Source organism: Halalkalibacter sp. HAAS-P014 (assembly GCF_056619965.1).
The window spans coordinates 65,359-80,170 of the sequence record NZ_JBWQTV010000015.1; the positions used below are offsets into that span (position 1 = coordinate 65,359).

A 14,812-nucleotide genomic window follows, 5' to 3' on the forward strand; every position below is an offset into this window, starting at 1 on the left:
GGAAGTTGAAAGTATGGAACAGAAACCAGAATTACTTGTAACACCTATAGACATCGATGCAATCAAGCGCTTATTTCGTGCCGGTGCTGATGCAATTGTAATTGGGGAAGAACGTTATGGGTTACGTTTAGCTGGAGAGTTTTCTAGAGAAGATGTAAAAGAAGCTACAAAGCTTGCCCATGAGCAAGCAAAAAAAGTTTATGTGTCCATGAATGCACTTTTTCATAACGAAAAAGTAGACGAATTAGCTGATTATATTCTCTTTTTAAAAGATGCACAGGTAGACGGAATCATCTTCGGGGACCCTGCTGTTTTAATGGTCGCACGCGAGGTCGCTCCTGAGATGAAATTGCACTGGAATACTGAACAAACTGCTACTAACTGGTTTACGGCAAACTATTGGGGACGTAAAGGAGCCAAGCGTGCAGTGTTAGCTCGTGAAATTAATATGGATGCAATCGTTGAAATTAAAGAAAATGCTGATGTTGAAATTGAAGTTCAAGTTCACGGAATGACAAGTATGTTCCAGTCAAAGAGAACATTGATTGGAAACTACATGCAATTCCAAGGAAAGAACTTAGGGGTTGAGAAGCGTGATAAAGAGCGCAATTTGCATTTATTTGATCCTGAGCGTGATGCGCGTTATCCAATTTTTGAAGATGAGAATGGCACTCACATTATGAGTCCTAATGATATTTGCATTATTGATGAGTTAGAAGAGATGATAGATGCAGGAATTGATAGTTTTAAAATTGATGGAGTATTAAAGTCAACAGATTATATGGAAACAACTACGGCACTTTATCGCGAGGCAATTGATCTGTGTATAAATGACCGTGATAAATACGAAGAACGTAAAGAGGAATATGTAAACAAACTCGAAGAAATCCAGCCGGAAAATCGCAAACTTGATACGGGATTCTTCTTTAAAGAGACGGTCTATTAGAAGGGAGGATATTATTATGACAACGACGATTGCTGAACGCACGAAAGAAGGAAAACGAATTATTACAAAAAAACCAGAATTATTAGCTCCAGCTGGAAGTTTAGAAAAACTCAAAGTAGCTGTGCATTATGGTGCTGATGCTGTTTTCATCGGTGGACGTGAATTTGGCCTACGTTCTAATGCAGATAATTTCTCACTAGAAGAAATGAGAGAAGGAGTAGAGTTTGCCAATAAATATGGAGCGAAAATTTATGTAACAACTAACATTTTTGCCCATAATGAAAATATGGACGGGTTAGAAGAGTATTTACAGTCACTTCAAGAAGTGGGGGTTACAGGGATTATTGTAGCCGATCCTCTTATTATTGAAACGTGTAAAAGAGTCGCTCCAAAAGTAGAAGTGCACTTAAGTACACAACAGTCTTTATCTAACTGGCTAGCTGTGAAGTTCTGGAAAGAAGAAGGGCTTCATCGGGTCGTGCTTGCACGTGAGGTTGGGCTTGAAGAAATGCTTGAAATGAAGAAAAAGGTCGATATCGAGATTGAAGCGTTTATTCATGGTGCAATGTGTATTTCATATTCAGGTCGCTGTGTATTGAGTAACCATATGACAGCACGTGATTCAAATCGTGGTGGCTGTTGTCAATCTTGTCGCTGGGAATATGATTTATATGAAACAAATGAAAACGGCGAGAAGGCATTATTTGGGGAAGATGACCCACAGTATACAATGAGCCCGAAAGATTTAAACCTTGTTCAAGCAATTCCAAAGTTAATTGAAGCTGGGATTGATAGCTTAAAGGTTGAAGGGCGAATGAAGTCAATTCATTATGTAGCAACTGTTACAAGCGTGTATCGCAAGGTGATTGATGCGTATTGCGCTGACCCAGATAACTTCCAAATAGATAAAGCTTGGTTAGACGAGCTTGAAAAATGTGCGAATCGTGATTTTGCTCCTCAGTTTATTGAAGGTACACCAACCTTTGAAGAGCAAATGTATGGCAAGCATGGTAAACGAACTAAGTATGATTTTGCCGGCTTAGTCCTAGATTATAATGAAGAAACATCCATGGTAACCTTGCAACAACGTAACCATTTTAAAAAGGGAGATGAAGTGGAGTTTTTCGGTCCTGAAATTTCAAATTTCGTTCAAAAAGTTGAAACAATTTGGGATGAAGATGGCAATGAGCTTGATGCGGCTAGACACCCACTGCAAATTGTCCGTTTTAAAGTAGAAAAACCAGTTTATCCACAAAACATGATGCGTAAAGAGGTAAGATAATGACGAAGAAACCTATTGTTATCGGAGTTGCTGGAGGAACTGGTTCAGGAAAAACGACGGTAGCAAAAGAAATATTTCATCAATTCAATGAACAGTCGATCGTATTAATAGAGCAAGATGCCTACTATAAAGATCAAAGCCATCTTAGTTATAAAGAACGGTTAAATACAAATTATGATCATCCATTGGCGTTTGATAATACATTATTACTAGAACACCTGCAAATGCTATCAAATGGTCAAAAAGTTGAGAAACCAGTTTATGATTATAAGGCCCATACTAGATCAGAAGAAGTAGTTGTGATTGAGCCGAAGGACGTTATTATTCTAGAGGGTATTTTAATCCTTGAAGATGAATATTTGCGCAATATGATGGATATCAAATTATTTGTAGATGCCGATGCTGATATTCGTATTATTAGGCGTTTAATGAGAGATATTGAGGATCGTGGACGTTCAATCAAATCAGTAATTGATCAATATACTTCTGTTGTGAGGCCGATGCATTTACAATTTATAGAGCCGACAAAGCGTTATGCCGATATTATTGTGCCAGAAGGTGGGCAGAATCGTGTCGCAATTGATCTAATGGTGACAAAAATTCGTACAATTATTGAAGAAAAAGCAATTTTGTAATAGCATAGGAACAGGTCTATAAGTTAAAAACTCGGGTTTCCGAGTTTTTAATTTACATATGTAGCAGTTATCCAATATTATATTATCGATGTAGTAGATGATGAGGAGTGAAAGACATGGCAGAAGAGAAAAAGCATTATATGACGATGGATGGAAAAAAGAAATTAGAAGAGGAATTAGAGTATTTAAAAACAGAACGACGGAAGGAAGTCGTTGAACGCATAAAAATAGCACGTAGTTTCGGTGACCTTTCTGAGAATTCAGAGTATGATTCTGCGAAAGAAGAGCAAGCATTTGTTGAAGGCCGTATTGCGCAACTTGAGAAAATGATTCGAAATGCAGTCATGATTGAAGATGAAGAAGGAGCAGCAAATGTTGTCTCTTTAGGAAAAACCGTTAAGTTTATAGAACTACCAGATGGAGATGAGGAAGAGTATACAATTGTCGGTAGTGCAGAATCAGATCCGGCTGAAGGTAAAATTTCAAATGATTCTCCTATGGCACAAAGCTTGTTAGGAAAAGCAATTAATGAAACTGTTGTTGTAAATACTCCTGGTGGAGAAATGGAAATTAAAATTATTGATATTAGTTAAACGTTTACACCGAGCCACTCGAGTTATATAGAGTGGCTCTTTTCGATTTGGTATCATCTATGTTTTTTTATGTGAAATCTTGTATAAAGCGAATATCGCGCTTTTTAGTAAGATCTTGTATAATAACGAAAGAGATATTACTAAGGGAGTGGAACTATGTCAGGGTATCGTTATGAGCAACGTAAAAAGAAACGAGTCAACCGTATATTAAATGTGGCGATAGGTATTGTAACCATTCTTATTATTGTATTTGCTGTCCAAATCTTTTTTGATAATTCTATAGCCGAAGAAACGATAAGTGAAAGTGATAATTTAGATGGAGTTGAACCGGTGGATGAACTAGAAGGAAAGGAAGCTAACCTTATTGGTGCAAACACCGAAACTGAGGATGAGACAGTCGAGGAAGACACTAGTCTAAGTGAAGAAGAGGCTGAAGAAGAGGAACTTGAACCAATTCCTGATGGGGAGTGGGAGCCAGTTGGTACCACACAAACTGGGGAATTTTCTCATGATTTCACAAGAGATGGTACAAACTGGAATGAGATGGTGAAGGCCATTAAATCAACAGGGTTTGAAGACATAACTTTATGGCGGCTTGAAAATGGAGGTACAGGTACAACAGCACGTGGAGAAGTGAGTGAAAAAGGATCCAATGATAAGTACGAAGTCATTATTGAATGGATTGACGGCCATGGCTGGATGGCTGTTGAGAAAAATAAAATAAATTAAGGTAAGCATGCTATAGGAATCTGCTCCTCATTTCTATTGAGGACAGGTTCTTTGATTTAGATAACCACAACATGGCTTTGAGAAGAAAGGAATTATTATGTCACATACAATTATTACGAATGGAACGATTATTACAGTAGATTCGAATCAAACAGTACATAAAAATGGAGCTTTGGCATTTGAGAATGGGAAAATAACTTATGTTGGGAACGTGCCAAAAGATTTATCTGACTATGATGAGGTCATCGATGTAAAAGGAAATATTGTATTACCAGGATTGATTAACACTCATGGTCATGCCTCCATGTCTTTATTACGTGGATATGCAGATGATTTGCCGTTGCAACAATGGTTAGAAGAAAAAATGTGGCCAAATGAGGCAAAATATACGAAGGATCATGCAAAGTGGGGAGCGTACTTATCAATTATTGAAATGCTTCGGACAGGAACGACTACATTTGTAGATATGTATGACAATATGGATGAAGTCGCTATGGCTGTAGAAGCATCTGGTATGCGTGCAAGGCTATGCCGTGGAATGATAGGGTTTGGAACTGAAGAATTGCGTCAAAGCAAATTAGAAGAAGCTGCGAATTTTGCACGCAATTGGAATAATCAAGCAAATGGACGTATTACGACAATGATGTCGCCTCATTCTCCGTATACTTGTGGACCTGATTTCATAGAGAAAATTGTATCTAAAGCAGTTGAGTTAAATTCACCTATCCATATTCACATGTCAGAAACTCAATCTGAAGTGGAATTAAACGAACGTGAATATGGAGAACGTCCCGTAAGACATTTAGAGAAATTAGATGTCTTTCAGCAACCGACTCTTGTGGCACATGCTGTACATGTTGAAGAGTGGGAAATGGACATTCTTGCCAAACATGATGTAAAAGTTTCTAATAATATTATTAGTAATCTAAAATTAGCTAGTGGAATTGCTCCGGTGCCTGACATGCTAAATAAAGGGATTACGGTTTCACTTGGAACTGATAGCTCTGCTTCTAACAATAATTTGGATTTGTTTGAAGAATTGAAGCAGGTCGCCCTTTTGTATAAAGGTGTGCACAATGATGCTACGTTAATCTCAGCAGAAAAAGCACTTCAAATGGCAACGATTTATGGAGCTGAAGCTATTTGGTTAGATGAGCAAATTGGAAGCCTTGAAGTAGGGAAGGAAGCAGATCTAGTTATTATGAATACGAATCAAGCTTTTTATCAGCCAGCTCATAACTCTATTTCTCACCTTGTCTACTCGGGAAGTGGAAGAGATGTGAAAGATGTATTCGTACAAGGAAAACAAGTTGTGAAAAATGGAAAGTGCGTAACGGTAGATGAAGAAAAAGTGATATTTGAAGTGAATCGTTTAAGCGAGCAGTTCTAAATGTAAATGCCCCGTAGCTGTTACTGCTAGGGGGCATTTTTTAACTTCTTTAATCTATTTTCCAGCTCTCTAAATAGGTTTTTTGCTTTTCTGTTAACGAATCAATACTGATTCCAAGAGATTGTAACTTTAACTGTGCCACTTGTTGGTCTAGTTCATACGGAACTGTAATAATACGGTTGCCAATTTCTTTGTAGTGTTCATTAACATAGGCTAGGGATACAGCTTGTAAGGCAAAGGTCATATCCATAATTTCAGCTGGGTGACCATCACCTGCACCAAGGTTCACTAAACGTCCTTCTGCAAGTAAATAAAGCTTACGACCATCTTTTAATAGATACTCTTCAATGTTTTTGCGAACTTCACGTTTAGATGTCGATAGTTCATCAAGAGCATGCTTATTTACTTCTACATCAAAATGACCTGCGTTTGCAAGGATTGCCCCATCTTTCATATTTTCCATATGCTCACGGCTTATTACATATTGGTTACCAGTTACTGCGATAAAATAATCACCCTTTTTAGCTGCATCAACAAGCGACATTACTTCAAAGCCATCCATATAAGCTTCAATAGCTTTGATGCTATCTACTTCTGTGACTATTACCTTTGCACCGAGCCCCTTCGCTCTCATCGCTACACCTCGGCCACACCAACCGTAGCCAACGACAACAACGGTTTTACCAGCAACGACTAAGTTTGTTGTTCGGTTAATACTGTCCCAAACGGATTGACCAGTTCCATAACGGTTATCAAAAAGATGTTTACAATAGCCGTCGTTAACTGCAATCATTGGAAAAGGAAGATCGCCTGATTTCTCTAGTGCTTTATCGCGAATAACACCTGTAGTTGTTTCTTCACAACCACCACGAATGTTTTTAATAAGGTCAGGTCGTTCTGAATGTAGAAGAGTTGTAAAATCTCCTCCGTCGTCAATGATCAAATCAGGCTCGACTTCAAGCGCCATAATTAGATGTTGCTTAAATTCTTCTGGGTCAGGACGATGCTTCGCAAAAACAGTAATACCATCCTCTGCAAGAGCAGCACATACATCATCTTGTGTAGAAAGAGGATTACTTCCAGCGATATAAACATCAGCTCCACCTGCTTTAACGACTTTAGCGAGATAGGCTGTTTTTGCTTCTAAATGCAGGCAGATAGCAACTTTTAACCCTTTGAATGGTTGGGTAACTTCAAATTCTTCTCGAATACGATTTAAGACGGGCATATGTTCTTTAACCCAATCAATTTTTAAATGGCCTTCCGGTGCGAGACTCATATCACGAACGATGCTTTTCATATTTATTATTTCCTCCATTGTATGTAATTCCAACTAACCATTATCATAACGTATAATGACATGAGAAGAAAGTTTGCTACATTAATGTGCTTGAAAAAAATTTTTATTATTTTTTAAGAGTATTTAACCAGTTCCCACTGATGGAATTGTTTTTCTGTATTAACAGAGATTACATCTGCTATTCATGCTAAAAGCTGATAGAATGAATCTAGTAGGAGGCAGATAAAATGGAAGAAAAAAAGGTAAAACAACTTGAAGCGAAAATTGCAGATTATAAACAATTCGGGTTCATTTTATTGTCTTTAAGCATCTTTATGTTTATTGGATTAGTGATTCCAACAGAAAATGCAGCCATTACACTACCAGGTGTATTTATTGGTGGTATATTTATAGCGCTTGTTACAGCAGTTGTGTTTCATCGACTTGCAATGAAAGCACAGAAACAATTGTATGAAGAAAGCAATCAATCTTAAATATATATGAGGAGCTGACTTAGCTTGAGGTTAAGTCAGTTTTTTCGTGTTAAAATAATAAACTTAAAGGTTATAGACAGACGTATCTATAATAAAATGTGTACATACTTCAAAATAAAAGTAAAAGAGAAAGAGTTTGAGGGGAGTAATACATGGTACATTCTAAGACTAAAAGACCGCTCGTTCTTGCTGCAATTATGTTGTCGATGTTTCTAGCGGCAGTGGAAGCGACAATTGTAGCTACAGTGATGCCAGGGATCGTTGCGGACTTAGGGGGATTTTCATTATTTAGTTGGGTTTTTTCTGCCTATTTGCTAATGCAAGTTGTTATGATACCTTTATATGGTAAACTTGCAGATTTGTATGGGCGAAAAATTATATTCTCCATAGGTATTGGGATCTTTTTGCTAGGATCTATTTTATGTGGATTTTCATTGTCAATGGAAATGTTAATCATTAGCCGTATATTACAAGGGATAGGAGCGGGGGCAGTTCAACCAATAGCGACAACAATTGTAGGTGATATGTACACCAAAGAAGAAAGAGCGAACATTCAAGGCTATTTAGCAAGTGTATGGGGAGTTTCCGCGATTTTAGGACCGGTTCTTGGTGCTGTATTTGTGGAGTTTGCTCATTGGTCTTGGGTATTTTGGATGAATGTACCGTTAGGGATTCTTTCAGCTTTGATTGTTATATTTTTCCTTCATGAAGAAGTCGATAAAAAGAAGAAAAATATCGACTATGTAGGAGCGTTTTTATTATTTTTATCTGTATCATCTTTAATGTTCGTGTTGGTACAATTTGATGGTGAACTCTTGTTGACTCCGTTTCAGCTTATTAGCATAAGTGGTGTTTCATTAATGAGTTTTATTTTATTTATCCTGAACGAGCGTAGAGTGAGAGAACCGATGATCACGCTCTCCCTATGGAAGAAAAAAGAAATACGATATGCTAATTTAGCTTCATTTATGTCTGGAGCCATGTTACTAGCAGTCGCAAGCTATTTACCAACCTATGTTCAAGGGGTTCTTGGCCAAACTCCTCTAATTGCTGGGTTGACTTTAACAGTTATCTCAATAGGCTGGCCAATTTCATCTACGATAGCTGGAAAAATGATGCTAAAAACTGGGTTTCGGGTTACGGCAGTTATTGGTGGAGTGGCTTTAATATTAAGTAGTTTATGTTATTTGATGCTACCCTATATAGCACATCCCCTTTGGGCGGCGCTGGGATCGTTTTTATTAGGGGTTGGTATGGGCTTTTCAACAACGACCTTTATTGTTTCGATTCAATCTAGTGTTGATTGGAAAGTGAGAGGCGAAGCGACAGGGATGAATATTTTTATGCGTCAATTAGGTGGAGCAGTTGGTGTAGCGTTTCTCGGAGGAGTCTTAAATAAGCAATTACAAACATCTCTTAATCAAGCAGATGAGATGTTACCAATTGATCCAAACATTGATGCAGTCAACGTTTTACTCGAAGCAGAACAAAGGGCCCAGCTCTCAATAGGTGAACTAGAGCAATTGCAGATGATCCTTGCTAACAGTTTATCAGCAGTATTTATGGCGTTGTTTTTACTAGCGATAATCGGCTTTGTTTTCATTAGTCTATTGCCAAAGGATTCAGTTCAATCGAAAAACCAAGATGCCTAGTTAGGGCTATCTTGGTTTTGTTATTTCTAAAAAATGGGTAAGGATGCGCGCGGTTAGACCCCATATTACATAGTCTTGATAATAATAAAAGTATTCAGCTGTCTCGTTATAACGTTTCGTATACGATTTCCGGTTTGAAATTTTATCCATAGGGAAGTCGTCTCCAGGTTCATGCCACATCTTCATAACATGTTGTTTTGGTTTGTAACTCATTAAAAAAGAAAGAGGAACAGTAAAAATGTGGTCAACTTCCTTTTGGTTGATGTTTACTTCACTCAGGTTCTTTAACTTACCTACATACGGATAGATAATTCCTCGGTAAGGTGTAACAAGGATATCAAGTGGAGCAATAATAGAAACTTCGCCCTCAGGAATGCCTATTTCCTCTGATAGTTCACGGACGGCAGCAGCTTCTGCAGATGAATCGTTCTGGTCAATTTTGCCACCCGGAAAGCAAATTTCTCCTGGCTGTTTATTTAACGCTTTTGACCTCACTTCAAAAACGATTGATAATTCATCATTTACATGAACTAATGGGACAACGATAGCTGAATTCATTGTATTAGATGAACTGAGGATTCCATTTTTTCTATTCGTTAACTTTTGTTGAATGAAAGAGAAGTCATTCATGTTTTAACCTCCTACTAATAAAATACATTGCACTTATTAAGTTTATTAATGTCGAATTACTGAGTTTATTATTTATCTTACATGTTAATAGATTTCACACTTTTTTAGTAGCTTTAAGTTTTATGTTAGATGATATAACAAAAGTGCTGTAAGTAGAAATAGTATAGGGTACATTAATTACAGGAAAGGTCATTGACCTAGCTTCCAAAATGTTCTCTCTACTCTCCCCCATTGCGAGCGATTCGATGAATCGCTCATTTTTTTATTTTCAAGGTTTTAAATTTACTTTTTCGTTAATTATTTAGTTTCTTATAATAATTAGTTAATTTGTTTGGTATGATCAAATAAAGAACTTTATAAATCATAATAAGCAAAAGATTGGTTTTGATTAAAGAATAGTAAGGGCGATGTTTTATGAGAGACATACAAAAAAACTTTATGAATAATGAAACTTTGTACGAAGTGTTTTACGATCCAGAAACAGAGTGTTTATCTTTTGAGCGACTCATTCATTTTTTAAATCACTCTTATGATGGGTTGTTACTCAGTGACAGGAATGGTCGTATTTTCTTTGTTAATGAAGCTGTTGAGCGGATATCTGGTTTGAAAAATGAAGATATGTTAGGGCTTACACCAGAAGAAATGCAAGAAAAAGGCTATATTTTAACCCAATCAAAACTGAAAAAAAATCCACTTACAATTGAACAAACATTAAGAACTGGCAAAGAGATTTTCACAACAAGCCTTCCTATAAAGAATGAAGGTGGCGAGATTGTTTGTTATATTGCTACTTTTCGAGATATCAACGAACTAAATGAATTGCACCAAGAACATAACCTCCAACGAGATATAGATTATACGGAGTTACAGGAATTACGGACACGCTTTTTAGTTATGGATGAATTCGTAACGACTAGTGCACAGATGAAAAAGATAATTGAAAAATCGATTAAGGTAGCTCAATCAGATGCGACCGTCCTCATTAGAGGAGAGTCAGGTGTTGGGAAAGAATTAATCGCGAAAACAATTCATAATTCGAGTTTCCGTTCGGAAAAGCCTTATATCCAAATAAATTGTGGGGCTATTCCTGAGAATTTAATTGAGGCTGAGTTATTTGGATATGAAAAAGGAGCATTTACGGGGGCTGAACGAACAAAAGCTGGTTTACTTGAAATGGGAAATGAAGGCACAGTTTTATTGGATGAAGTTGGAGATTTACCGTTAACTGTTCAAGTGAAGTTGCTTCGAGTTTTGCAAACCGGTGAATTTTACCGAGTAGGTTCTACTAAACCTAGAAAATTGCAGGTGCGTTTTCTAGCTGCAACACATCGCAACTTAAAAGAAATGGTGAAAACAGGTGAGTTTCGAGAAGACTTGTTTTATCGATTAAATGTAATTCCGATTGAAATTGCTCCACTTAGGGAGAGAAAAGAGGATATCATTCCTCTTGCTTACCATTTTTTAAAGAAGAACAATGAAAAGTATCAAACAAGAAAACGCTTAGATGAAGAAACTTGTAAGTTATTAGAGCAGTATACTTGGCCTGGAAACATACGTCAATTAGAAAATGCTATAGAAAGAATGGTTATTATGTCAGATGAAGATAGCATAAAACCATCGGTTATGCCTGAAGAAATATTAGTTACGAAACACCCTGAAACTAAGTTACCGAGCATAATGGATGAAAGGGAAATTATTCCATTAGCTGAATTAAGAGAGAAAACAGAGAAAGAGATGATCCAAAGAGCAATTAAAGCATATGGAAGCATTAGAAAGGCTTCCAAACATTTGAAAGTTGATCATACGACAATTGTTAGAAAGATGAAAAAGTATGGGATAACAAAAGAGATGGAGTAAAACACGGTGATAATAATCACCGTGTTTTACTTGTGCACCAGTTAGTGTTTTGTTTATGCACCGTTTTTGTAATGCGATCTAGAGAAATAAGATAGATGCGTGTTTCATGACTTGGCATGAATTTTGCAATAGAAGGAGTGAAGGCATAAGGAAGAAGGAGATGTGAAGTTATGAATATATTACTTGGAGCTAACATAGTATTGTTTCTCATTGTTACATTATATGCCGTGTATTTATTTATTACACTTGTCAAAACAAGGTATGAATACATTAAGCTCGGCAAGAAAGCAGAATTTCAACATACGATGAAGGAGCGTCTTAATGCAATTTGGGTCAATGTATTTGGCCAGAAAAAATTGATGAAAGACAAAAAGAGTGGAACGATTCATTTAATGTTTTTCTACGGCTTTTTACTCGTTCAACTTGGGGCGATTGATTTAATTTGGAAAGGACTTGCGATTGGTTCGCATTTGCCACTTGGTGGGATTTATCCTTATTTTACGTTTTTCCAAGAAATTGTCGTTCTCATGATCTTAGTTGCTGTTTACTGGGCATTCCACCGTCGTTATGTGGAAAAGTTAGGTCGTCTGAAGCGCAACTGGAAAGCTGGACTTGTGTTGATTTTTATCGGGGGATTGATGACATCTAAGTTACTCGCAAAAGGGATGGAACTCATTTGGCTTGAAAAATCATTAAGTGGGTTTGAGCCGATCGCATCTGGTATTGCCACTGTCTTTGGCTTTATGTCTCCAGCTGTTGCGGGCGCTTTATTCTTTGTGTTCTGGTGGATGCACTTATTATTCTTATTAACATTTTTAGTGTACGTACCACAATCTAAGCATGCTCACTTACTTGCGGGGCCAGTCAATGTCTTTTTAGGGCGTACACATAAAGTTGGGCAACTGTCTTCGATTAACTTTGAAGATGAAGAACAAGAAGTGTTTGGAGTCAACAAAATTGAAGACTTTAACCAAAAGCAGCTTGTCGATCTTTATGCATGTGTCGAGTGTGGACGCTGTACGAATATGTGTCCAGCAAGTGGAACTGGTAAGATGCTCTCACCAATGGATTTAATCGTGAAAATGCGCGACCATTTAACGGAAAAAGGGGCTGCTGTAACGTCAAAATCAGCTTGGCTGCCAGCATATGCGTTTTCGAACACGAAAGCGAACCAACTAGCGATGCAAGGAGCCGGAAGCAAGGAAGCAGCTGCGGGCTATGACGTTAGCTTAATTGGTGATGTAATAACAGAAGAAGAGATTTGGGCTTGTACAACATGCCGTAACTGTGAAGATCAGTGCCCGGTGATGAATGAGCATGTTGATAAGATCATCGATATGCGTCGCTATCTTGTGTTAACAGAAGGGCAAATGGATGCCGATGCCCAGCGCGCCATGACAAACATTGAGCGCCAAGGCAATCCGTGGGGCATCAGCCGAAAAGAGCGCGAAAACTGGAGAGACGGCCGTGATGATATTCACGTACCGACGGTAAAAGAAATGGAGAAAGCAGGAGAAGAATTTGAATTTTTATTCTTCGCAGGTTCAATGGGCTCCTACGATAAACGCAGTCAAAAGATCGCACAGTCTTTTGCGAAGGTGATGAATGAAGCAGATGTGAAGTTTGCGATTATCGGAAACAAAGAAAAGAACTCAGGTGATACGCCAAGGCGTCTTGGGAATGAGTTCTTGTTCCAAGAGCTTGCAACGGCAAACATTGAATTGTTCAAAAAGCATAACGTGAAAAAAATCGTTACGATTGACCCACATGCTTACAACACCTTCAAAAATGAGTATCCGGAGTTTGGGTTAGAAGATGTTGAAGTCTATCACCATACTGAATTACTCGCAGAGTTAATCAAGGAAGGCCGCATCAAGCCGAAACATGAAGTAAATGAAAAAATCGTTTATCATGATTCTTGTTATCTCGGACGTTACAACGAAGTTTACGAGCCACCACGCGAAATTTTACAGGCGATTCCGGGAGTAGAAATCGTTGAAATGAAACGTAATCGCCAGGACGGCATGTGTTGCGGAGCCGGTGGTGGCATGATGTGGATGGAAGAAGATACGGGTACTCGTGTGAACGTTGCTAGAACGGAGCAGGCACTTGAAGTTGAGCCATCCGTGATCGGAAGTGGCTGTCCGTATTGCTTAACGATGTTAAGTGACGGAACGAAAGCAAAAGAAGTCGAAGAAGGCGTTCAAACGCTTGACTTAGTCGAAATTTTAGAAAAATCATTGACTGCATAATTAGGAAGAAAAAGCTGTTCACATTTTTTTGTGAGCAGCTTTTTTCAATAAGGTTTAGTTTTCTTTAAGAGTTTTTCATATAGAGGAACTATGCTCTTTTATAAAACCATTTCTTAGTATATTATTGTTATTATTAACATAATATTTCAAAAATTCAATTATGTATCTTGTCTTAAAACAAGATAGTACGAACAGAGTGAAAAGCTTTCTTTACGAATGCCGTGAGTATATAAGACTCTTGCTAAGATTACTGTCTAGACATCCAAATCGTGTCTAGTAATACCTACATATGTAGGGCGAGTGGTTTTGAATGGACATGAAAGAAGGGTTTAATTTGCAGGGAGCTAGTAAAAACGGTTGTTATAAAAAAAGACTTTTTATGTTGATTAAATGGATATTATTTATAACAGGATTATTTATATTGTCGTTAGGTGTAGTATTAATGATGAAAGCAAATTTAGGTGTAGTTTCATGGGATGTATTGCATATAGGACTTTCTAATAAAACACCTTTTTCGATCGGAATATGGGTCCAAATTGTTGGCATTATTATGATATTTATTACGTGTATCCTGGACTACAGTTGGCCTCAGATTGGTAGTGTATTAAATATAATTATAGCAGGGTGGTTTATTGATCTAATACTTTATTCTAATATAATCCCAACATATACCGGTTTTATGATGCAATTCCTAATATTTTTTTTAGGTGTAATATTAATGGGATTCGGAATAGGAATGTATGTGGTAACAAATATTGGTGCGGGGCCAAGGGACGGTATGACAATAGTATTGGCTAAGAAACTGAAATGGTCAATCCGTTCAGTACGGACAATATTAGAATCATTAGCGCTAGGATTAGGTTGGTTACTTGGAGGCCCTGTGGCAATAGGGACTTTCCTAGCTGTATTCTTAATTGGTCCTGTCATGCAGTTATTTTTAAAGTTTTGGAGAAAGATTATTAGAAGGGTCGAGCTAGTGTTAAGCGCAGATAAGGGGATGGTTGTACAACAAGTTAAGAAAAAAAGTCTATAAGCAAAGTAAAACAACATTCCATTTTTTTTGGAGTGTTGTT

Annotated in this window: 13 protein-coding genes; 11 read left to right on the top strand and 2 right to left on the bottom strand. The window is 37.5% G+C overall.

The features are described 5' to 3' along the window. Window positions 1–13 precede the first annotated feature (13 nt). From AC1FXZ_RS12320 to AC1FXZ_RS12345, 6 genes are all read left to right on the top strand, one after another. The gene (locus AC1FXZ_RS12320) at window positions 14–946 is read left to right on the top strand and encodes a peptidase U32 family protein (RefSeq protein ID WP_480054023.1); all 933 of its coding nucleotides are present in this window, start codon (window positions 14–16) and stop codon (window positions 944–946) included. A gap of 16 nt (window positions 947–962) precedes the next feature. After that, window positions 963–2,228: a peptidase U32 family protein gene (locus tag AC1FXZ_RS12325; RefSeq protein ID WP_480054025.1), complete on the top strand. Its 1,266-nt coding sequence runs from the start codon at window positions 963–965 to the stop codon at window positions 2,226–2,228. Beyond that, window positions 2,228–2,863, top strand: a complete 636-nt coding sequence (udk, locus tag AC1FXZ_RS12330) for a uridine kinase (RefSeq protein ID WP_480054027.1) — start codon at window positions 2,228–2,230, stop codon at window positions 2,861–2,863. The genes AC1FXZ_RS12325 and udk overlap by 1 nt, the downstream gene beginning before the upstream one ends. Window positions 2,864–2,979: 116 nt before the next feature. Then, on the top strand, window positions 2,980–3,456 hold the full coding sequence (greA, locus tag AC1FXZ_RS12335) for a transcription elongation factor GreA (protein WP_480054029.1): 477 nt from the start codon (window positions 2,980–2,982) through the stop codon (window positions 3,454–3,456). Between the two features lie 156 nt (window positions 3,457–3,612). Continuing rightward, complete coding sequence (locus AC1FXZ_RS12340; protein WP_480054031.1) at window positions 3,613–4,185, top strand: YrrS family protein; 573 nt, start codon at window positions 3,613–3,615, stop codon at window positions 4,183–4,185. Between the two features lie 97 nt (window positions 4,186–4,282). Continuing rightward, entirely contained in the window at window positions 4,283–5,575 is a 1,293-nt protein-coding gene (locus AC1FXZ_RS12345; protein WP_480054032.1) for an amidohydrolase, read from the top strand. 49 nt (window positions 5,576–5,624) lie between these two features. Here the strand turns inward: AC1FXZ_RS12345 and AC1FXZ_RS12350 are convergent, their stop codons facing one another. Next, window positions 5,625–6,875, bottom strand: coding sequence for an adenosylhomocysteinase (locus tag AC1FXZ_RS12350; protein ID WP_480054034.1), 1,251 nt, complete (start codon window positions 6,873–6,875; stop codon window positions 5,625–5,627). 227 nt (window positions 6,876–7,102) lie between these two features. Between AC1FXZ_RS12350 and AC1FXZ_RS12355 the strand changes: the two genes are divergently transcribed. After that, complete coding sequence (locus AC1FXZ_RS12355; protein WP_480054036.1) at window positions 7,103–7,348, top strand: YrhC family protein; 246 nt, start codon at window positions 7,103–7,105, stop codon at window positions 7,346–7,348. Window positions 7,349–7,500: 152 nt separating this feature from the next. Beyond that, the gene (locus AC1FXZ_RS12360; RefSeq protein WP_480054038.1) at window positions 7,501–9,000 is read left to right on the top strand and encodes an MDR family MFS transporter; all 1,500 of its coding nucleotides are present in this window, start codon (window positions 7,501–7,503) and stop codon (window positions 8,998–9,000) included. A gap of 6 nt (window positions 9,001–9,006) precedes the next feature. On the opposite strand, the gene AC1FXZ_RS12365 is transcribed toward AC1FXZ_RS12360, so the two are convergent. Next, on the bottom strand, window positions 9,007–9,630 hold the full coding sequence (locus AC1FXZ_RS12365) for an NUDIX hydrolase (RefSeq protein WP_480054040.1): 624 nt from the start codon (window positions 9,628–9,630) through the stop codon (window positions 9,007–9,009). Between the two features lie 414 nt (window positions 9,631–10,044). Here AC1FXZ_RS12365 and AC1FXZ_RS12370 point away from each other — a divergent pair, with 414 nt between their 5' ends. From AC1FXZ_RS12370 to AC1FXZ_RS12380, 3 genes are all read left to right on the top strand, one after another. Beyond that, complete coding sequence (locus AC1FXZ_RS12370) at window positions 10,045–11,487, top strand: sigma-54 interaction domain-containing protein (protein ID WP_480054042.1); 1,443 nt, start codon at window positions 10,045–10,047, stop codon at window positions 11,485–11,487. A gap of 170 nt (window positions 11,488–11,657) precedes the next feature. Continuing rightward, the gene (locus AC1FXZ_RS12375; protein WP_480054044.1) at window positions 11,658–13,739 is read left to right on the top strand and encodes a (Fe-S)-binding protein; all 2,082 of its coding nucleotides are present in this window, start codon (window positions 11,658–11,660) and stop codon (window positions 13,737–13,739) included. Window positions 13,740–14,049: 310 nt separating this feature from the next. Next, window positions 14,050–14,772: a YczE/YyaS/YitT family protein gene (locus AC1FXZ_RS12380; protein WP_480054046.1), complete on the top strand. Its 723-nt coding sequence runs from the start codon at window positions 14,050–14,052 to the stop codon at window positions 14,770–14,772. Window positions 14,773–14,812 lie beyond the last annotated feature (40 nt).